This window comes from Nocardia sp. NPDC019395 (genome assembly GCF_040632335.1).
Taxonomy (GTDB): Bacteria; Actinomycetota; Actinomycetes; order Mycobacteriales; family Mycobacteriaceae; genus Nocardia.
Genome location: NZ_JBEYBT010000009.1, coordinates 1 through 19,327 on the forward strand (window position 1 = coordinate 1; position 19,327 = coordinate 19,327).

Sequence of the window (19,327 nt, forward strand, 5' to 3'; positions counted from 1 at the left end):
GAAGGAGCGCAGCGACTGAGCGCCGGGAGTGAAGAACGAGACCAAGGGGGCCCCGAACCCGCGACGCCGCAGGCGGCGCCAAAAAACACAGCAACCTTCACGAAACCGACCCGCTTGTCACCTTCACTGTCCTGCTCACCCCATACTTCCCGGTCCACCCCACCGCAAGATCGAAGCCCTCAACCCGTCCCCGCGATATCAGGTGCCGTACCGCCGATGCCGGGCCGCGTAGTCGCGGAGCGCCCGGAGGAAATCCACCCGCCGGAATTCCGGCCAGTACACCTCGGTGAACCAGATTTCCGAGTAGGCGCTCTGCCAGAGCAGAAAGCCCGACATGCGTTGTTCGCCCGAGGTTCGGATCACCAGGTCCGGGTCGGGTTGGCCCGACGTGTAGAGGTGCTGCCCGATCGCGTTGACCGTGATCGACTGAATCAGGTCTTCGCCCGTTTCGCCCGCCGCCATCTCCTGGCGGACCAGTTGGCGGACCGCGTCCGCGATTTCTTGGCGGCCGCCGTATCCGATCGCGACGTTCACGTGCGTGCCGGTGCGTTCGCGGGTGCGGTCGGTGGCCGTGCGCATCCGTTTGGCGACCAGATCCGGTAGCCCGTCGAGCGAGCCGACTATGCGCACACGCCAGTTCTGCTCGGGTGCGGCCAGTTCCTCCACAACATCGGTGATGACCTCGAACAAGGTGTCCAGTTCGTCCCTGCCGCGGTGCAGATTCTCGGTAGAGAGCAGGTACACGGTGACCAGTTCGATACCCTCGGCCTCACACCAGCTGACCAGTTCGGCGACCTTCAGGGCGCCGACCCGGTGCCCGTGGGTGATATCGGTGAACCCGTTCTCCCGGGCCCAGCGGCGGTTGCCGTCACACATCACCGCGACATGACGTGGATGCTGTTTACCCGCAAGCCGCTTGGTCAGACGGCCCTCGTAGATGCGATAGGGAAAGCCCCGCAGCCGACTCGGAAATTCCACGACGACCAACAGTACGCCTTTTCCGGCATTCATCCGCATTTGCCGCCGAACGTGTGGGCGGACACAGCTTCCCGCATTCGCGGCAGAACCGGTACAGTGACAACCGACGTAACCTACGGTGCCGTAGGTTACTGGCTGGTCAAAGGATTGCTCCGCGATCCGGGGCAGCGGACCATCCCATAAGAGCCATGAGAACGACAGCCGGTGCCGGTGCGGCGTCGCTGTGCCCAGCCGACCCAGGAGGATCCGTGTCCGACTCGGCCCGCAACAATCCGATATCCGACGACGACGAGGCGCCCGGCACCGTTATGGAGCACCGCGCGCGAACCGGCGACGATAACGGCGATCCGGTCCCCAATCCCGCCGAATCCCTGGTCGCGCTGGTCAAGCCCCGGATGCGCGGCTGGATCCATACCTGGGCGGCCGCGGTCGCCGCCGTGGCGGTGATCGCACTGGTCGCGACGGCCGCCACCGTGTCGGCCACAGCTGTCGTCGCGACCTCGGTCTACGGACTCACCATCTGCGCGCTGTTCGGGATCAGCGCGACCTATCACCGGATCACCTGGACCACCGTGCGCGCCCGGGTCCGGATGAAACGCGCCGACCATTCGATGATCTTTCTGTTCATCGCCGGTACCTACACCCCCTTCGCGCTGCTCGGGCTTCCCGATCCGACCGGCCCGGTATTGCTCGCGGTGGTCTGGGCGGGAGCACTGGCCGGTGTCGCACTGAAGGTGCTGTGGCCGCATGCCCCGCGCTGGGTCGGGGTCCCGCTCTACCTGTTGCTCGGCTGGGCGGTGGTGCCGGTAGGCGGGGAGCTGTACCGATCGGTGGGGCTACCGGCCGTACTACTGCTGGTAGCCGGCGGGCTCGCCTACAGCGCGGGTGCGATTCTCTACGCGACGAAGTGGCCGAACCCCTGGCCCACCACCTTCGGCCACCACGAGTTCTTCCACGCCGCCACCGTGCTCGCCGCGCTCTGCCATTACGTAGCGGTGTGGCTGGTGCTGCTGGGCTGAGCCCGGCCCGGCGAGCCGATGGCGGGCATCCGCCCAGGTGTGTCGATTAGGCTGCTGACTCGTGTCCTTCGATACCGGCCGGCGGCACCACCCCGGCCACCGCGGGTAGCTCGGGATGAGCCATGCGAGTGCGGCCCGGTCTCGGCCGGGGGCGATCACCCGGCTGATGCTGTGGAGTGTCCGCGCCCGGTGGGGGCTGGCAACGGTCGTGATCGCCGCGCATCTGAGCGGGCTCGCCGTGATCGTCACCGAACTGCTGTTGATCGGGTTCCCCGGGCGGTTGGACGCCGACCAGCTACGCGGACTGCTCACTGTCGCGATCTACCCGGCGATCGCATTCCTGATCGGTATCGGGCTGGCGATACGCGATCGAGACGGCTACTTCGCCTGGCTGGACCGCGCCGGTAAACCGACGCCGGAAGAGGCCCGCCGCATTCTGCACCTTCCCATCGCGGTCACCTTCCGTTCGCTGGCGATGTGGGCTCCCGGCGTCCTGCTGTCGGCGATATTGCTGGCCCGCCTCACCACCGAGGACGATTTCACCGTCCTGCTGGTCATGTTCACCATCGGCGGGCTCGAATCGGCCGGACTGACCTATTTGATCGTCGACCGGTTGATCCGCCCGGTGGTGCCGATCGTGGCGGGTGTACTGGGCGCGACCATGCACTGGAGTTCCTCGGTGTCGATCCGGGTCGCACTCGCCTGGGCGGTCTCGGGCGCGATGCCGCTGAGCGCGCTGATCGTGGTGCTCGCCGACCCGGCGACGAGCTATGAACACCGCATCCGCACCGGCATCTATCTCGCCGCGATCAGTCTCGCGGTGGGAGTCCTGGCCACGTGGGCGCTGTCGCGGGCGGTGGCCGCCCCGTTGCGCACACTGCGGATAGCGGTCGATCGGATAACCCAGGGCGATCTGGATGTCCGGGTCTCGGTCCGCAGTGCCAGCGAGATCGGGCGGCTCGAGCATTCGGTCAACGAGATGTCGGCGAACCTGCGAGAACGGCTGCGGATGCGCGATGTGTTCGGCCGCCACGTCGGCGAGGAGGTCGCCGAGCGGGCGCTGGCGGGCGGGATCGATCTCACCGGCGACGTCCGGGAGGTCACGGCATTGTTCGTCGATGTCACGGGGTCGGTGGCGATTTCCACCGGACTACCGCCGCAGGAGTTCGTCGCCAAGCTCAACCGGCTGATGGCGACCGTTGTCGCGGCTACGGAGGACAACGACGGCCTGGTGAACAAGTTCGAGGGGGATGCGGCGCTGTGTATTTTCGGTGCGCCGATCGCCCTGGCGGACAATGCGACTCCCGCGCTACGGGCGGCCCGGCGGATCCGGGACGAGATCGCCGCGGCCGGCGAGTTCGATATCGGGATCGGCGTGGCCCGGGGCCGGGTGTTCGCCGGGGATATCGGTACCGATACCCGACGCGAGTACACCGTGATCGGCGATGCGGTGAACGCCGCCGCCCGGCTCACCACGCGCGCGAAGGAGGTCCCGCGGCGCATCCTGGTCTCGCAGAGCATTGTCGAAGCCGCCGAGGCGGACGAACGAGCGAACTGGGTGAAATACGGGACCGTCGCACTACGGGGGATCAGCGAACCCGCTACCTCGTGGACCGACCGCGAACCCGAAACGACACCGTAGCTACCCCGGCGCGTTCCCGGTGGAGCCCCGGGTCAGCGCCGCCCGCAGGTCAGCCGGTGCGGTGACCGGGAGATCGCAGACCGAACCGCGGCACACATAGGCCGCCGCGGTGCCGTCGATCGCGGGCCGATCGGCGAGCAGCGGGACGGTGTCCACATTCGCCCGGACGACGATCGATCCGCCGGGGGCATGATCCCGGGCGACCTCCAGCAGTTCCACATCCCCGACCGGCTGATATCCGGTGGTGGATATCGCGATCTGCAGGGGACCCTGCAGCGCGGCCTCGGCGACCGTCAGCCACTGCCCCGCCGAACGCGGCGCCTTGGCCAGAACGACCGCACCCCGGGCCAGCGTCTGCTCGGCCAGCTCGCGGTAGTGCGCGGCGCGGTCGGGCGCTACCACCGCGGATGCGGTCAGCAGGGCCTCGGCGAGCACGGACGCACCGGCCGGGGTGGCACCGTCGATGGGGTCGCGGGGGCGCGCGATGAGGGTTTCCGCGTCGTCTGCGGTGTCGAACCAGCTGCCGGGCTCGTCCGGATCGGCGAAATGCGTGATCGCCGAGTCCAGGATTCGATGAATATCCGGCAGCCATCCGGCCGATCCGGAGTACTGGTGCAATGCCAGCAGCGCGGTGGCCAGCCACGCATAGTCCTCGAGTACGCCGGGCGCGGTCCCGGCTGACCCGCCGAGCGAGGCGCGCAGCACGCGATCGCCGACCACGTGAACGTCGAGGATCACCCGGGACAGTTCGTAGGCCGCGTCGAACCAGTCGCGCCGGTCGAGCGCGCGGGCCGCTTCACAGAGGGCGGTGACGGCCATACAGTTCCAGGCGGTGACCATTTTGTCGTCCCGCTCGGGTTGCGGGCGCCGGTCGCGGGCGGTGCGCAACGCGGTGCGGATACGCGCGAAACGCTCGGTGTCCTCCGGGTCCCGCAGGCGGGTGAGGACGGAACTGCCCTGCTCGAAGTTGCCGGCGGTGGTGACGCCGAAGATCTCGCCCGCCCAGACGCCGTCGATCGGGCCGAGATCGCCAGCCAGTTCGGCGGGATTCCACACGTAGGTCGCGCCCTCCACCCCGGGGGAACCGGGTTCCACGTGAGTATCGGCGTCCAGAGCGGAGGCGAAACCGTGGGGCGTGGCCAGATCGTCGAGCAGGAACTCGACCAGTTCCTCGGTGATCCGCCGGGGCAGTGGATCACCGGGGGTCCGCCGGGCCAGATGGGCGTAGAACCGCAGCAACTGGGCGTTGTCGTAGAGCATCTTCTCGAAATGCGGAACCACCCACGCGGCGTCCACCGAATAGCGGGCGAAACCGCCGCGCAACTGGTCGTAGATACCGCCGCGGGCCATCGCCTCGGCGGTGCGGTCCACCACCCTCCGCACCTCCGGATCACCGGTGCGTTCCCAGCTGCGCAGCAACCCCTCCAGCAGCGCGGCCGGCGGGAACTTCGGAGCGCCGCCGAAACCGCCGTGCGTCTCGTCGAAATCGCGCAGCACCGCCGCGACGGCGTGGTCCAGCAGTTGCGTATTGATCTCGAGTTCGGACTGAGGAAGTCCGCTCGCCTGGGCACGCAGGGCATCGGCCACCTGGTCGGCGGCGGTGTCGACATCCGCGCGGCGGTTACGCCAGGTATCGGTGATCGCGGTGAGCAGCTGAGTGAACGACGGCATCCCGCCGCGCGGCACCTTCGGGTAGTACGTACCGCAGTAGAACGGCTCCCCCGCCGGAGTCAGGAAACAGGTCATCGGCCAGCCGCCCTGACCGGTCATGGCGACTGTGGCGTTCATGTACACGGCGTCGAGGTCCGGGCGTTCCTCCCGGTCGACCTTGATACAGACGAATTCGTCGTTCATCTGCGCCGCGGTGCGCTCGTCCTCGAAGGATTCGTGCGCCATCACATGACACCAGTGGCAGCTCGCGTACCCGACCGACAGCAGGATCGGCACGTCCCGGGCGGCGGCTTCGGCGAGCGCGTCGGCATCCCATTCCCGCCAGTGCACGGGATTGTCCGCGTGCTGGCGCAGGTACGGTGACGTCGCTTTCCCCAACCGATTCACTCCACCAGCCTCTCACAACGATATGAATGCGCAGCTGGGCCGAGCGAAGCGCCACAGGCCTCGGTCACGGGCTTCGACGCCAAGTCGCTTGGTCGAGTGTCCGGCGAAAGCGCGGACTGTCCTCCCGGGGTGCGCCGAGCGGCCGGCCGCTTTCCAGCCGATCGAGTCTGGTCCGGATGAGACCGATGACCTGGTCGCTGGGCCACCCCTCCGTCAGGCCGGAATCCAATGTGTCGATCGCGGTGCCCAGCGAGCTGCCGAGCTCGTCGAGACACTCGCGCGCAGCGGCCTCGGGCAGCCCCATGGCCTTGGCCTCGTCGAGGAGAGCCGCGCGATCAACCTTCGCCAAGGTCACCTGTGTGCCGATCGGGGTCGCCATATGACCGCTGAGTTCGGGATAGATCAAGGTGCACAGGCAGTCGTACAGTGGTGCGAGCGTGACACTTCCGGTATTCAACAGCAGCGAGTAGTTCTTCCCGTGACCGTCCTCGTCACCGACGATCACACGGAAGGCCAGCTGACGGAAAAGCCCCTCGAGCTCGATACCGGGTGAATCGGTGAACTGCCTGAGCAGCTTGGCCATTCGCTTACTCGGCCGGCTGATGTGGTATTTGTCCACCGGCCGCAACCCCACGGCCTGACACATATCCTCCTGATGGAGTCGACCGACGGTGCCGTCGGTCCGCGTCATACGGTCGTAGCGTTCGGCTACCAGCACCCCGACACCACGTACGTCCTCGACCCACACCGGACGGTCGGTCAGCCCGATCTCGCGAGCCAACGTCATGACAAGCGCCTCGTTCCGCGCGCTGTGTGGCCAGGCGCCGGTGGGTTTGAGGATATGGGTCGACGGCGCTCCGTCCACGGGTTCGCACCAGCGATCGCCGATCCGGGCCAGCAGCAGCTTGGGTTGCGCCCCGGCCAATGACATACGAATGTCACGGCTGAGGTCGGCACCCAGCGGATGCTCCGGGATAGCCGCCACCAGCTCCGCCAAGCCGTCCTCGTCGACCTCCGCATACCGGCCCGGCGACGGTGCCGCCGACCCGGCGGGCATCGCCACAACGGCTCCGGCGCATTCGCGCCCGTAGGCGGCCAGCAGCAAGACAGTGTCACTCACGGCATCGGGTGCGCCGTTGCGCAGCCGGACACCACGCACCTGCGCCGCCGCGGTCTCCAATGCGCGCCCTTCCGGAAGCAGTCCTTCCAAGAAAGCGCGAGCCGCTGCCGGCGCACTCGGCCCCGGGGTGGGCAGGGAGCAGGACAACAACGGAACTTCACCGCCGACTTCGGCCGCGACCCGGTCGTCGTACACGATCCGGACCTTGGCGCCACGATCGCGGCTGATCGTCCGCGCAACCAGCCGGCCACCGAGCCACAGGTCCAGTTCCATACGTCAGGCCTGCCCGCGTGGCCGAATCGCCAACTCGAGTCCCAGAGCCGCCAGCGCATCGAAAATCAGCTCTACAGCCCGAGTTTCGTTCCCGGCCTCCAGAGTGTGGATGGCGTATCGGTTGGCCCTCGTGCGCTCGGCCAGCTCGGCTTGCGTCATCCCGGCCTCCAGACGAACGGCACGAACCACACGCCCCAGAGCCTCCGGAGACCGAACGGGAGTCGATCGACCATCCATCGATGTTGCCATATTCCAACATTATGGCTATGGGCTCACAGTGTCAAAGAATTCTCACATTGAGGGCATTGAGCGACAATGTTGGAAAATACGCACGTTCCGACCATAGTCCTCAGCCCGGATGCCCCCTTCTCGACGATTTCCGTCCGCCGGCCCCCGCTAGCCCGTGGCTCCCGCTCATCGCTCCGTCAGCAGACGACGCTACTTCGGGCAGGTTTCGAACTCGTCCTGCGCTTCTGTAGCTCCACGGCTGCCGGCGGATAGAACTGCTCCGGGTTCTCGTCACCCGCCGTCCGGGACTCCGGGCATCCGTAGATCTCGGCCCGCCCTTGGAACTCGCGCTCGCCATCCGTGGATCCCCACCACAGGCTGAGCGGGTGCTCGCGGGGCGGACTCTACCGATGCCACCGCGGCCTCCTACCGTGTAACCGTGATCAGAACCGCTGCCCTGGCTCATATCCGCGACCGACGCCTGATCCAGACACGTTCGACCGGTAAAACCGTTTTCTATATGGCCGGCGGGAAGATCGACGCCGGGGAAAGCGCCGTGGACGCATTGCACCGGGAGATCCGGGAGGAACTCGGGGTCGGGGTCACCGAGGTCAGTGAGATCGGGGTTTTCCGGGCCGAAGCGTACGGGCACGCGGCCGGTACCCAGCTGCATATGACGTGTTTCCTGGCCGAAGTCACCGACGAACCCACACCGGCGGGCGAAATCGCCGAGTTCCGCTATTTCACCGGGGCCGAATATGCCGCGATGCCGGAAGTCGCGCCGGGATCGCTGATGGTCTTCCAGCACCTGCACGAGCTCGGACTCATCGACTGGTGACCCGCGGCCCCTCACCGATACGAGAGCAGCCGCCGCGACCGGGGTCGTGGCGGCTGCTGACCGAGAGTGCTAGGGAGTCCGTTCCGAATCGTCCGTGACGCGGTCCGGGGACTCTTCCGCCCGGCGGACCATCCCGGGTTCGGTGCCCTCGTCGGCCTCCTGGTCCGGCTCCGGATGCTCGGGTTCGAATGTCTCCGGCAGGTTCTTCAGATGTTTGTTCATCGATCGCACCAGCAGGAAAGTCCCGGCGAGCAGGATCAAAACAACAACCAGGCCGATCGGAGAGGCCTTACCGAACTCCGGCCCGGTCGGTGTGCCCGGGGTCTGCGCCAGCAGCCCGGAGGCGAGAACGGAAAGGTGCGTCACGGTCATCAGCGGTGCTCATCGGTGATGCCGGCGAACAGATCGGTTTCCGGGATATCGGTGCGCACCCGGGTACGGGCCAGTTCGAACTCCTCGGTCGGCCACAGCCGCTGCTGCATTTCCAGCGGGATGGCGAAGAACGCGCCGTTGGGATCCACCTGGGTGGCGTGCGCGCGCAGCGCGTCGTCGCGGCGCGGGAAGTACTTACCGCATTCGACCTGGGTGGTCACCCGGGCCATGATGTCGCCGCGTTCGACCGCGTATTTACGGGAGCGGTCCAGCCATTCCTGCAACGGGAACGGTTCACCCATTTTGGCGAATTCCTCGGCGAAGACTTCCATCCGCCGGATCGTGAACCCGTGGTCGTAATACAGCTTCAGCGGGGTCCACGGTTCACCCGCATCCGGGAACTTCTCGGGATCACCCGCGGCCTCGAACGCCGCCACCGAGACCTCATGGCACCGGATATGGTCCGGATGCGGGTAGCCACCCATCTCGTCATAGGTCGTCATAACGTGCGGTTTGAACTCGCGCACCACCCGGACCAGCGCCTCGGTGGCCTCCTCCAGCGGGATCACCGCGAACGAGCCCTCGGGCAGCGGCGGCAACGGGTCGCCCTCGGGCAACCCGGAGTCGACGAAACCCAGCCAGGTCTGCCGGACCCCGAGGGCGGCCGCCGCGGCGGCCATCTCCTCGCGCCGGACCTCGTCCATCCGCTCCAGCACCCCGGGGGTGTCCATGGCAGGGTTCAGGATGCTGCCACGTTCCCCGCCGGTCAGCGTGACGACGAGGACATCGTTACCCTCATCGGCATACCGGGCGGTGGTGGCACCGCCCTTGCTGGATTCGTCGTCGGGGTGGGCATGCACCGCCATGAGGCGAAGGCCACTCACTTCTCGTTCACCGTCGCTCTCGGTCGCGGGTGTTCGGACTTCATTACCTATAGTTCCATCTGGACCGATTCTGTTCCGACCTACCCCCCGGGAGCACCAAATCATGACCGAGCCCACGCCGGAACCCGCGCGCACGGCCGCGGCGGGTACCGCCGACGCCTCTTCCGGGGCCGACGGGGTGAGCTCCGGGCACGACCGAAACGCCGACCGCTACGGCCGCACCCCGGGCCCGAAACGGTGGCGGCGGCTCGGGGCACTGCTCACGGGTGTGGCGGTCCTGGCGGGTATCGGGGTCGCCTACGTGGGCTGGAAGAATTTCGGGCCGAAGGACATCGAATCCGAACAACTCGGCTACACGGTCCTCGACGAATCCTCGGTCGAGCTCCGGATCCTGCTGACCCGCTCGGACCCGACGGTGCCGGTGGTCTGCGTGGTTCGGGCTATGTCCCGCGACCTCACCGAAGTGGGGCGACGCGAGGTTCTGGTGCAGCCTTCCGAGGGCGAAAAGACGGTTCGGGTGAACACTGTGATCAAAGCCAGTGAACCGCCGGCTTCGGCCGCGATCTACACGTGTACGGACAGTGTTCCAGGGTACTTGCGCACGGAGTAGTTTGTGGTTTCGGTACCGCTGACCTGTGGGGATGACAAGCAGGGCAGCCTGTGGGGGTGACAAGCAGGGCAGCCTGTGGGGGTGACAAGCAGGGCAGCCTGTGGGGGTGAAAGGCGGGCCGTTCGCGAGGTGACAAGTAGGGCCGTTCGCCAAGGTTCTGTGTTTTTGGCGTCGCCTCCGGCGCCGCGGGTTCGGGGCCCCCTTGGTCTCGTTCTTCACTCCGCCGCTCCTCCGCTTCGCTCCCCCGCTCTGTCGCTCCAGAACGAGACGGGCCCCGCACCACCAACGCCGACCGACCGCATGTGGGGAAACGGGGTGGGGTCGGATGCAGACCGACTGCCGGTAGCTCGATCAAACGGGCCCGGGGCGACGTTGGGGCGGCGTCCCGGTGCGTACGAACCTTCGAAGGTTCACCTTTGCGGGCGGGGCCCGCCCGGTTCTGGAGCGACCAGAGGAAGGGAGCGCAGCGACCGACCGGCGGGAGTGAAGAACCGGGTTAACAGGGCCCCGCCCTCGAGCCGCGGAGCGGCTCCAAAATTACAGCCCGCCCCTTCACGGATGGTCCACGCCGAGAGCGCGGTTACCTTCACATATCGTCTACGCCAGAGCGGGGGTTAATAGCGCCCCGACCACGCGGCACCGGAGGCACCTCCATAGAAACACCTCCGACCTGCATTTTTGTGATTCATGCTAAAATGGCTTCACACACGGTTCCGGGGCACGGAGCCGTGTTTGCTGCATTGGCGGCCGACGCGGTCGATGCCGGGTAGTCGAAAGGGTCCGGCATCAGACTGTCGGGGTATTCGAACTTCCCGCAGATCGCGATAGCCGTCTGCTGATGCATGCCTACCTGCCTGCGGGTGGGGTGTGCCGCAGTGATCAGGGAATCCCGGCCTGCCGGGGACAACTACTAGGGAGTGATCGAGATGACTGAGACCCAAGTGACCTGGCTGACCCCGGAGTCGCACGACAGGCTCAAGAGCGAACTCGACGCGCTCATTGCCAATCGTCCGGTCATCGCCGCCGAGATCAACGAGCGCCGCGAAGAAGGCGATCTCAAGGAGAACGGCGGCTACCACGCGGCGCGCGAGGAGCAGGGTCAGCAGGAGGCCCGTATTCGGCAGCTGCAGGAACTGCTGAACAACGCCAAGGTCGGCGTGGCGCCCACCAAGGCCGGGGTCGCCCTGCCCGGGTCGGTCGTGAAGGTCTACTACGACGGCGACGAGGACGATACCGAGACCTTCCTCATCGCGACCCGCGAGGAGGGTTTGGGTAACCCTGATCTGGAGACCTATTCCCCGAGCTCGCCGCTCGGCGGGGCGTTGATCGACGCGAAGGTCGGCGAGACCCGCGAGTACACGCTGCCCAACGGCAACACCATGAAGGTGACGCTGGTCAGCGCCGAGCCCTACCACAGCTGACGGCACGGCCGCGGCGGATACCGCCGCGGCCGGCCAGGTGAACGAGACGAGCGGCCGCATCCGACTTCCCGGATGCGGCCGCTCGTTCATGTTCGGTGTGTTCTCCCGGATCCCGTCGGTGCTGTCTGTGGACCGTTCAGTCGAGTGCTTGTTCGAGGTCGGACAGCAGATCGCTGATGTCCTCGATACCCACCGAGAGCCGCACCAGATCGGCCGGCACCTCGAGTTCCGACCCTTCGGTGGAGGCGTGGGTCATCGCCGCGGGGTGTTCGATCAGCGATTCCACGCCGCCGAGCGATTCGGCGAGGGTGAACACCTTCGTCCGCGAGCACAGATCGCGGGCCGCGTCGGGACCGCCCGCCAGCCGGATCGAGATCATTCCGCCGAACCGCCGCATCTGCTTATCGGCGACGGCGTGCCCGGGGTGCTCGGGCAGGCCGGGGTAGATGACATGGCTGACGGCCGGATTCCTGGAGAGGAACTCGGCCAGGGTTTCGGCGTTGTCGCAGTGGCGATCCATCCGCAGTGCCAGCGTTTTGGTGCCGCGCAGGGTGAGGAAGGCGTCGAACGGGCCCGGTACCGCGCCGGCACCGTTCTGCAGGAACGCGAAGGCGGCGTCGAGTTCGGCGTCGTCGGTGATCAGCGCGCCGCCGATGACATCGGAGTGACCACCCAGGTATTTCGTGGTCGAATGCACCACCACATCGGCACCGAGCAGCAGGGGCTGCTGCAGGTACGGGGTGGCGAAGGTGTTGTCGACGACAAGTTTGGCGCCGGAGGTGTGCGCGATATCGGCCAAAGCCGGGATATCACCGATATTGAGGAGCGGATTGGTGGGCGTCTCCACCCAGATCAGCTTCGTTTCGGGCCGGATGGCGGCGCGCATCGCGTCGATATCGGCGACAGCGGCCGGTGAATGGCTGATACCCCATTCGGTGAAGACCTTGTCGATCAACCGGAAAGTACCGCCGTAGGCGTCGTCCGGGATGACGATATGGTCTCCGGGCCGCAGCATCGCGCGCAGCGCGCAGTCGGTAGCGGCCATACCGGAGGCGAACGCGCGGCCGTACCGGCCGGATTCGAGGGCGGCCAGATTGGCCTCCAGCACCGTACGGGTCGGGTTACCGGTCCGCGCGTACTCGTACCCGTCGCGCAGCCCGCCCACGCCGTCCTGGGCGAAGGTGGAACTGGCATAGATCGGAACGTTCACCGCGCCGGTCCGCGGATCGGGATCGTAACCGGCGTGTACAGCCCTGGTGGTGAATCCCAGTTCGGTCATGACCCCACCATAAACGGCAGGCTCCGGGGGATCGCACTCCGGTCGGCACTTCTACCGGGACCCCGGTCCGCGGGCAGCCGTCGGTTCGTCCGGCTCGGTTTACGCTGGGCCCATGCTGACCGTGGCCGAACTGTTCGCGACAGACACCCTGCTGACCGACGAGGAACGTGAGATCCGCGATACCGTCGCGGCGTTCACCGAGCGGCATATCCGGCCGCATATCGCGGAATGGTTCGAATCCGGTAGCTTTCCGGTCCGCGAGATCGCACCCGAACTCGGGAAACTGGGTGTCCTGGGGATGCATCTGGACGGTTACGGCTGCGCCGGGCTCCCCGCGACCGCCTATGGATTGGCCTGCCAGGAATTGGAGGCGGCGGATTCCGGGCTGCGCTCGCTGGTATCGGTCCAGGGCTCCCTCGCGATGACCGCCATCCACAAATACGGCTCGGAGGACCAGAAGAACAACTGGTTGCCGGATATGGCGACGGGCCGGACGCTGGGATGTTTCGGACTCACCGAACCCGATTTCGGGTCCGATCCGGGCGGGATGCGCACCCGGGCGCGGCGCGACGGCGAGGATTGGGTGCTCAACGGTTCCAAAATGTGGATCACCAACGGTTCGGTCGCCGATATCGCGGTGGTGTGGGCAAAGGTCGATGTGAACGGCAAGGATCTCGTACGCGGCTTCCTGGTCCCCGCCGGGACGCCGGGATTCACCGCCCGGGAGATGACGCGAAAATTATCGCTACGTGCGTCGATCACGGCCGAACTGACGTTGGACGAGGTGCGGCTGCCCGCTTCCGCGGTCCTGCCTGGAGCCGAAGGGCTCTCCGGCCCGCTGTCCTGCCTGAGCGAAGCCCGATTCGGAATCATTTTCGGGGCGCTGGGCGCGGCGCGCGACTGCCTGACGACGACGATCGAATATTCGCGCACCCGAGCGGTTTTCGACAAACCCTTGGCCGCGTATCAGCTGACGCAGGCGAAATTGGCGGATATGGCCCTGGAATTGGGCAAGGGGCAGCTACTGGCACTGCATCTGGGGCGGTTGAAAGATCGCGACGAACTCACCCCCGAGCAGGTGAGTGCCGGGAAACTGAACAGCACCCGGGAAGCGATCGCCATCGCCCGGGAATGCCGCACAATATTGGGCGCCAACGGAATAACCCTCGACTATCCGGTGCTGCGGCACGCGAACAACCTCGAATCGGTGCTCACCTATGAGGGCACGGCCGAAGTTCATCAACTGGTTTTGGGCAAGGCGCTCACCGGGTCGGCCGCATTTCGCTGAGGCTCCCGGAGCCACTTGTCATTTCACCTCGGGACCCTCGGGGAGTTATCGGCGAATACGCTGCCTCACAACGTGTCCCGCGCCCGCGGAGGATATTGTTACGAACCGTCATCCTCGAGCCATCTTCGTGTCACCCATTCGCCGGACGGACAGCGCACTCTGATACCGCACCCGGAGCGGATCGGGAAATGTCCCGGGTGAAGTACACGGAGGTGCGTTATGAACTCGCAGTCACCCGGACCGGGCAATCGGCGGCCTGCCACCACGGTAAAGACCGTCCCCAGTTCCAAGGTCGTGCGGAATTCGCGCGACCGCGCCCTCGCCCTACGATTACCCGATCAGCGTGAACTCGTCGCCGCGTTCACCGCGGCCGAGCATCCACCTACCGGCCAGCCGTTGCTGACCTGGGCGAACACCCTGGCCCACCTGCATCGCCGCCGGCACGGCGACCCGCTGTCGACGGCCGGTATCGATTGCCGCCGCGCCGAGGTCGTCGAGTTGATCGACCGCTGGGCCGGCACTCAGGTCAACGAGGCGCGAACCGGCCGGCCGCGCTCCGATTCGCTGGGGATGACGATCGACCGGATGGCCGCCGCGCATGTGCACGCGAGTCATCTGCTGCATCATTGTGAACGCGTTTCCGATGATCGGGTGCACGCGGCGTGGTACCGGCTGGCCCTGCTGGCCGACGAATGGACCGATCTGGTGACCGGCGCGGAGCCGATGCGGCGCGGAATCTGACCCGTTCACCTGCCACTACCAGCGGAAATGCGCTGCAGATCACAATCCTGCAAACGCCGGCGCGTTGTTACCATTGGGTTATGTTCGCCCTGGGTCCCCGTTTGTTCGAAATCTCCGCCCGCCGTTTCCTGGAGGGCATTCACCGGACTCACGGGGCCCCGGCGCTCGCCGCGGCCGCGGCGCTTCCGGGCCTGTCGGCGGTGCTCGATCAGCACTGCGCCGCCGTGCGCGACATCCTCGACCTCGGCATCGAATCTGCCGACCGGGTTCCTGCCGCCGTCCTGCTGGCCGGATATATCCGCGGACTGCTGGATGAGCTCACCACGCCGATCACCGAACCCGCGGATTGGGCCACCGCCGAATGGCTGCATCTACGGCTGGCCGGCGCCTGCCTCCAGGCGGAGTCACCGGCCCGATAACGGCCTTCCGCCGTGCGCCGTAGGACCGGCGCACGGCGGAAGTCACTTCGCCGCGAGGCGTTTATCGCAGGTGGCGCGGTTCACCACCCCCGCCGTAGGGCCCCTGCCCCCGGTACGGGTTGCCGTACTGCTGCCGGAAGTCGTTACCCGGCATCGGCTGCCCGAATTCACCGGGATCGCCGCGGTAACCGCCCTGCGCGGGCTGGGGATGATCCCACTCCTCCGGGTTCCGCGGCCCGGGCGCCTGACCACGAACCTGCTGCTGACCGGCCGTCCGCTGCCGCGATGCGTCCTCCCGGCCCCGCTGATAGGCCTCGGCGTGCCCACGCATCGTGGGCAGCTCCTCCTCCAGCCCGCCGAGCCAGGACTCCCAGCGCTGCTGCATCGGCCGCACCAGACCACCGCCGACGCCGACCACCAGGATTCCGCCCAGCGTGGCCAGTACCGCGATCAGGATCGGCGTGGTGACCGCGGTGGCGACGCCGATCTGGTTCAGCGCGGCGATGATGCCGATACCCCAGATGAAAACGGAGGCGATCCGGCCGATCATCGGCCCGTAGCTCAGGCCACCGAGCGCATTGGTCACCAGATCGCTCACCGCGTGCGCGATCGCACCCGCGATGCAGACGATCAGGATCGCGACCGCCAGCCTGGGCAGCCAGCCGACGATTCCGTCGATCACATCGCTCACCGGGTTCGGCCCGAAAACTCCGAAGCCGAGTTGCAGCGCGATCAGCAGAATCGCGTAGTAGGCGAGTTTCGCCAGCAGATCCGACGCGTCGTACTTACTGCGCGAGAGCATCCGTTCGATACCGCCACGCTCGACCAGCCGATCGAAACCAACCCGCTCCAGTACCTTGTCGACGATCGTCGCGACCACTTTGGCGATGATCCAGCCGATCAGCAGGATGACCAGGAAGCCGGCGAGCTTGGGTACGAATGTCGCGACCGAACTCCACGCGTCAGAGAAACCCTGCTGGAAATCGATTGCCAAACTCGAGGTTCGCACAAGCCCTTCCCTTCGCTCTCCGAACGAACATGGCATTTGCCACGAACGGTGTACGACTCGTTATACCCCGTGAGAGCTGGTTGAACCTGCGATTGCCAAATAATTGCTAGTGGACCGCGCGTCCGGTGCTGAGGAAGCCCAGCAGATCGTGCCGGGTGATCACGCCGACCGGTTTACCGTCCTCGACGACCATGAGCGCATCGGTATCCGACAGCGCCTTGGTCGCGGCGGAGATCGGCTCGCCGGATCCGATCAACGGGAACGATTCGCTCATATGCTGAGCCACCGAATCGGTGAGATGCGCGCGACCGGAGAACACCGCGGACAGCAGATCCCGCTCGGAAACACTGCCGGCCACCTCACCGGCCATAACCGGCGGTTCGGCGCCGACGACGGGCATCTGTGACACCCCGTACTCGCGCAGGATCTCGATGGCGTCGCGCAGGGTCTCCGAGGGGTGGGTGTGCACCAGATCGGGCAGTTCCCCGGATTTACCGCGCAATACATCGCCAACCAGGGTTTCGACCGTGGACCCGTCGAGCGGCGTCCGCAGGAACCCGTAGGAGCTCATCCACTGGTCGTTGAAGATCTTCGACATATAGCCGCGCCCGCCGTCGGGCAGCAGAACGACCACCACGGCATCCGGGTCCCGCCGCGCGACCTCGATCGCCGCCACGACGGCCATCCCGCACGAACCGCCGACCAGCAGACCGTCCTCGCGGGCCAGGCGGCGGGTCATATCGAAGGAGTCCGCGTCGGTGACGCCGATGATCTCGTCCGGGATCGCCGGATCGTAGGCCGACGGCCAGAAATCCTCACCGACGCCCTCCACCAGGTACGGCCGCCCGGTGCCGCCGGAGTACACCGAGCCCTCCGGGTCGGCGCCGATGACCTTCACCTTGCCGCCGGACACCTCTTTGAGATAGCGGCCGGCACCGGTGATGGTGCCGCCGGTGCCCACACCGGCGACGAAATGGGTCACCGTGCCCTCGGTATCGCGCCAGATCTCCGGGCCGGTGGTCTCGTAGTGACTGTCCGGCCCGTTCGGGTTGGAGTACTGATCGGGTTTCCAGGCGCCGTCGATCTCCTGCACCAGCCGGTCGGAGACGCTGTAGTAGCTGTCCGGGTGCTCCGGGGGTACGGCGGTCGGGCACACCACAACTTCCGCGCCGTAGGCCCGCAGCACATTGCGCTTGTCTTCGCTGACCTTGTCCGGGCAGACGAATACACAGTGATAGCCGCGCTGCTGCGCCACCAGGGCCAGACCGACGCCGGTATTACCCGAGGTGGGTTCGACGATGGTCCCGCCCGGCCCCAGCTCCCCCGACTTCTCGGCCGCCTCGATCATCTTCACCGCGATCCGGTCCTTCGAGCTACCGCCCGGGTTCAGGTACTCGATCTTGGCGGCCACCAGCCCGGAACCCGAGGGAACCACCGAGTTCAACCGGACCAGCGGGGTGTTGCCGATGAGGTCCACGACATGATCCGCGATGCGCATACCCCCATCGTTGCAGAGGCGTTGCCGGTGGCCTCGGCGTGGTCCGGCGTGGCACAACCGCCACCATCCGCAAATCCGGCGGCACCGTGCCCGACCATCTAGGATCTCGAGCTATGAGGCTGCCGAAGTTCGCGCGCGCCACCGTGATTCTGGCCGGATCAGCGTTCGCGCTGGTCGCCGCGCCGGGGGCACAGGCCGGCGCCACGACCCAATCCTTCCCCGACGTCCCGTCCCTGGCCTACGGCGGTCTGTGCGGTACCAGCATCCAGACCTGGGCGGACACCAGCCCGGACTGGCCGGGACGAGCGGTCCTCAATGTCCGCGCGAACCCGGTGGCCGGCGTCGGCTCCGGATCCCATCCGTTCGCGCCGCTGTGCGAGGTGCTGACCACGGTGTCCTGGCGCAACCTCGATACGGGGGCCACCGGCGTCTACACCAACAACGTGGTCACCGGTATCTACGGCAGCATTCAGTACTCGCTGTTCCAGGACACCGGGCCCGGCCGGGTGGACGTCACCGTGACCACCAACCACGCGAGTGTCCCGGCGCACGGCAGTTTCGTCGTCCCGGGGTGATCCGGGCCGGTTCCCGAGGCCGGTTCGCCGAGGTCACATCCCACGTTCCGGCTCGTTGCGAACTGCGGCGCCGCCGGCATCCGCGCCCACTCGCATGAGCCCCGGAGCCCTCGTAAAATCGCTGCACATGGGCGAAACTCGGATCGGATGGCGGACGGCCGCGGTGGCCGGCGCCGCCACGGTCGCATTCGGTTCCGGGGCGGGAACCGCGTCATGGGCGGCCTACCGGCTGCTCACCACCCAGGCCGGTGCCGCACGCGGCATGATAGGCCGCGATACCTCCAAACCACCGGAAGCCGACGGCATCTACTCGCCGGCCGGATACGAGCCCTGGCGGAACGGGAAGTACGCCGATCTGCACCTGATGATCTTCGGCGACTCGACCGCGGCGGGACTGGGCTGCCGGACCGCCGCCGAAGTGCCCGGGGTGCGGATCGCCCACGGATTGGCCGACGCCACCGGGCAACGGATCCGGCTGAGCACCAAGGCGATTTCCGGCGCCACGTCCAAAGGCCTGGCCGGACAGGTGGACGCGATGTTCGTGGCCGGCCCGCCGCCGGACGCGGCGGTCATCCTGGTCGGCGCCAACGATGTCACCAAGAAACACTCGATCGGCCGCTCCGCGCAACGACTGGGCGCCGCGGTGAGCCGGTTGCACGGCGCGGGCAGCGTCGTGGTGGTCGGCACCTGCCCGGATCTGGGCAGCGTCACCGCCATCCCGGAACCGTTGCGCACCGTGGTGCACCGCTGGAGCATCCAGCTGGCCCGTGCACAGGCAGCGGCGACGCGGGCGGCCGGCGGACACACCGTACTGATGGGCAATCTGCTGAGCAGGGATTTCCGGGCCGCACCCGAACAGTTGTTCTCGGCCGACGGCTTCCATCCCTCGGCCGCCGGCTACGCGCTGGCCGCGACACACCTGCTGCCGGAACTCCTGGCAGCGCTCGGTGACCGGGATATGGCCACGGCGGATATTTCCCCGCAGGCCGCCGGGACGTAGATTCGAAGGGAATGTACCCGCGAGTAGTGTCGATCCGGCAGGTCCGGACCGCGCATACTCCTCGACAAAGGAGTC

19 protein-coding genes are annotated in these 19,327 nt (G+C 66.9%); 10 read left to right on the forward strand and 9 right to left on the reverse strand.

The window, feature by feature from the left end; translation table 11 throughout:
• Positions 1–198: 198 nt before the first annotated feature.
• A complete protein-coding gene (locus ABZ827_RS20375) occupies positions 199–1,011 on the reverse strand; it encodes an isoprenyl transferase (RefSeq protein ID WP_357238723.1) in 813 nt (270 codons plus the stop codon).
• 275 nt (positions 1,012–1,286) lie between these two features.
• Here ABZ827_RS20375 and ABZ827_RS20380 point away from each other — a divergent pair, with 275 nt between their 5' ends.
• Together ABZ827_RS20380 and ABZ827_RS20385 are read left to right on the forward strand one after the other, a co-directional pair.
• Positions 1,287–1,997 carry a hemolysin III family protein gene (locus ABZ827_RS20380; RefSeq protein ID WP_357238983.1) on the forward strand — a complete coding sequence of 237 codons (711 nt, stop codon included), beginning with the start codon at positions 1,287–1,289 and terminating at the stop codon, positions 1,995–1,997.
• A gap of 115 nt (positions 1,998–2,112) precedes the next feature.
• Positions 2,113–3,639, forward strand: coding sequence for an adenylate/guanylate cyclase domain-containing protein (locus tag ABZ827_RS20385; RefSeq protein WP_357238725.1), 1,527 nt, complete (start codon positions 2,113–2,115; stop codon positions 3,637–3,639).
• On the opposite strand, the gene ABZ827_RS20390 is transcribed toward ABZ827_RS20385, so the two are convergent.
• From ABZ827_RS20390 to ABZ827_RS20400, 3 genes are all read right to left on the reverse strand, one after another.
• Positions 3,640–5,697 carry a thioredoxin domain-containing protein gene (locus tag ABZ827_RS20390; protein WP_357238727.1) on the reverse strand — a complete coding sequence of 686 codons (2,058 nt, stop codon included), beginning with the start codon at positions 5,695–5,697 and terminating at the stop codon, positions 3,640–3,642.
• Between the two features lie 64 nt (positions 5,698–5,761).
• Positions 5,762–7,090: a HipA domain-containing protein gene (locus ABZ827_RS20395; RefSeq protein ID WP_357238729.1), complete on the reverse strand. Its 1,329-nt coding sequence runs from the start codon at positions 7,088–7,090 to the stop codon at positions 5,762–5,764.
• 3 nt (positions 7,091–7,093) lie between these two features.
• On the reverse strand, positions 7,094–7,339 hold the full coding sequence (locus ABZ827_RS20400; RefSeq protein WP_357238731.1) for a helix-turn-helix domain-containing protein: 246 nt from the start codon (positions 7,337–7,339) through the stop codon (positions 7,094–7,096).
• A 418-nt stretch (positions 7,340–7,757) separates the two neighbouring features.
• Between ABZ827_RS20400 and ABZ827_RS20405 the strand changes: the two genes are divergently transcribed.
• Complete coding sequence (locus tag ABZ827_RS20405) at positions 7,758–8,156, forward strand: NUDIX domain-containing protein (RefSeq protein ID WP_357238732.1); 399 nt, start codon at positions 7,758–7,760, stop codon at positions 8,154–8,156.
• A gap of 69 nt (positions 8,157–8,225) precedes the next feature.
• Here ABZ827_RS20405 and ABZ827_RS20410 read toward each other — a convergent pair whose 3' ends face one another.
• Together ABZ827_RS20410 and mca are read right to left on the reverse strand one after the other, a co-directional pair.
• Entirely contained in the window at positions 8,226–8,528 is a 303-nt protein-coding gene (locus ABZ827_RS20410; protein WP_357238734.1) for a hypothetical protein, read from the reverse strand.
• Positions 8,528–9,394: a mycothiol conjugate amidase Mca gene (mca, locus tag ABZ827_RS20415; RefSeq protein WP_357238985.1), complete on the reverse strand. Its 867-nt coding sequence runs from the start codon at positions 9,392–9,394 to the stop codon at positions 8,528–8,530. The genes ABZ827_RS20410 and mca overlap by 1 nt, the downstream gene beginning before the upstream one ends.
• A 121-nt stretch (positions 9,395–9,515) precedes the next feature.
• Between mca and ABZ827_RS20420 the strand changes: the two genes are divergently transcribed.
• Together ABZ827_RS20420 and greA are read left to right on the forward strand one after the other, a co-directional pair.
• Entirely contained in the window at positions 9,516–10,022 is a 507-nt protein-coding gene (locus tag ABZ827_RS20420; protein ID WP_357238736.1) for a DUF4307 domain-containing protein, read from the forward strand.
• 926 nt (positions 10,023–10,948) lie between these two features.
• Positions 10,949–11,443 carry a transcription elongation factor GreA gene (gene greA / locus ABZ827_RS20425; protein ID WP_357238738.1) on the forward strand — a complete coding sequence of 165 codons (495 nt, stop codon included), beginning with the start codon at positions 10,949–10,951 and terminating at the stop codon, positions 11,441–11,443.
• A gap of 136 nt (positions 11,444–11,579) precedes the next feature.
• Here the strand turns inward: greA and ABZ827_RS20430 are convergent, their stop codons facing one another.
• Positions 11,580–12,722, reverse strand: coding sequence for a cystathionine gamma-synthase (locus tag ABZ827_RS20430; RefSeq protein WP_357238739.1), 1,143 nt, complete (start codon positions 12,720–12,722; stop codon positions 11,580–11,582).
• A 112-nt stretch (positions 12,723–12,834) separates the two neighbouring features.
• On the opposite strand from ABZ827_RS20430, the gene ABZ827_RS20435 reads away from it, so the two are divergent.
• The 3 genes from ABZ827_RS20435 to ABZ827_RS20445 all read left to right on the forward strand — a co-directional run bounded on the left by ABZ827_RS20435 (position 12,835) and on the right by ABZ827_RS20445 (position 15,170).
• A complete protein-coding gene (locus ABZ827_RS20435; protein WP_357238741.1) occupies positions 12,835–14,010 on the forward strand; it encodes an acyl-CoA dehydrogenase family protein in 1,176 nt (391 codons plus the stop codon).
• Positions 14,011–14,229: 219 nt separating this feature from the next.
• Positions 14,230–14,751, forward strand: a complete 522-nt coding sequence (locus ABZ827_RS20440; protein ID WP_357238742.1) for a DUF4254 domain-containing protein — start codon at positions 14,230–14,232, stop codon at positions 14,749–14,751.
• Positions 14,752–14,831: 80 nt separating this feature from the next.
• Positions 14,832–15,170, forward strand: a complete 339-nt coding sequence (locus tag ABZ827_RS20445; protein ID WP_357238744.1) for a DUF6401 family natural product biosynthesis protein — start codon at positions 14,832–14,834, stop codon at positions 15,168–15,170.
• Between the two features lie 61 nt (positions 15,171–15,231).
• Here the strand turns inward: ABZ827_RS20445 and ABZ827_RS20450 are convergent, their stop codons facing one another.
• Positions 15,232–16,179: a hypothetical protein gene (locus ABZ827_RS20450; protein ID WP_357238746.1), complete on the reverse strand. Its 948-nt coding sequence runs from the start codon at positions 16,177–16,179 to the stop codon at positions 15,232–15,234.
• Positions 16,180–16,285: 106 nt separating this feature from the next.
• On the reverse strand, positions 16,286–17,677 hold the full coding sequence (locus tag ABZ827_RS20455; protein ID WP_357238748.1) for a cystathionine beta-synthase: 1,392 nt from the start codon (positions 17,675–17,677) through the stop codon (positions 16,286–16,288).
• A gap of 113 nt (positions 17,678–17,790) precedes the next feature.
• On the opposite strand from ABZ827_RS20455, the gene ABZ827_RS20460 reads away from it, so the two are divergent.
• A complete protein-coding gene (locus ABZ827_RS20460) occupies positions 17,791–18,252 on the forward strand; it encodes a hypothetical protein (RefSeq protein ID WP_357238750.1) in 462 nt (153 codons plus the stop codon).
• A 127-nt stretch (positions 18,253–18,379) separates the two neighbouring features.
• Positions 18,380–19,252, forward strand: a complete 873-nt coding sequence (locus tag ABZ827_RS20465; RefSeq protein ID WP_357238752.1) for an SGNH/GDSL hydrolase family protein — start codon at positions 18,380–18,382, stop codon at positions 19,250–19,252.
• Positions 19,253–19,327 lie beyond the last annotated feature (75 nt).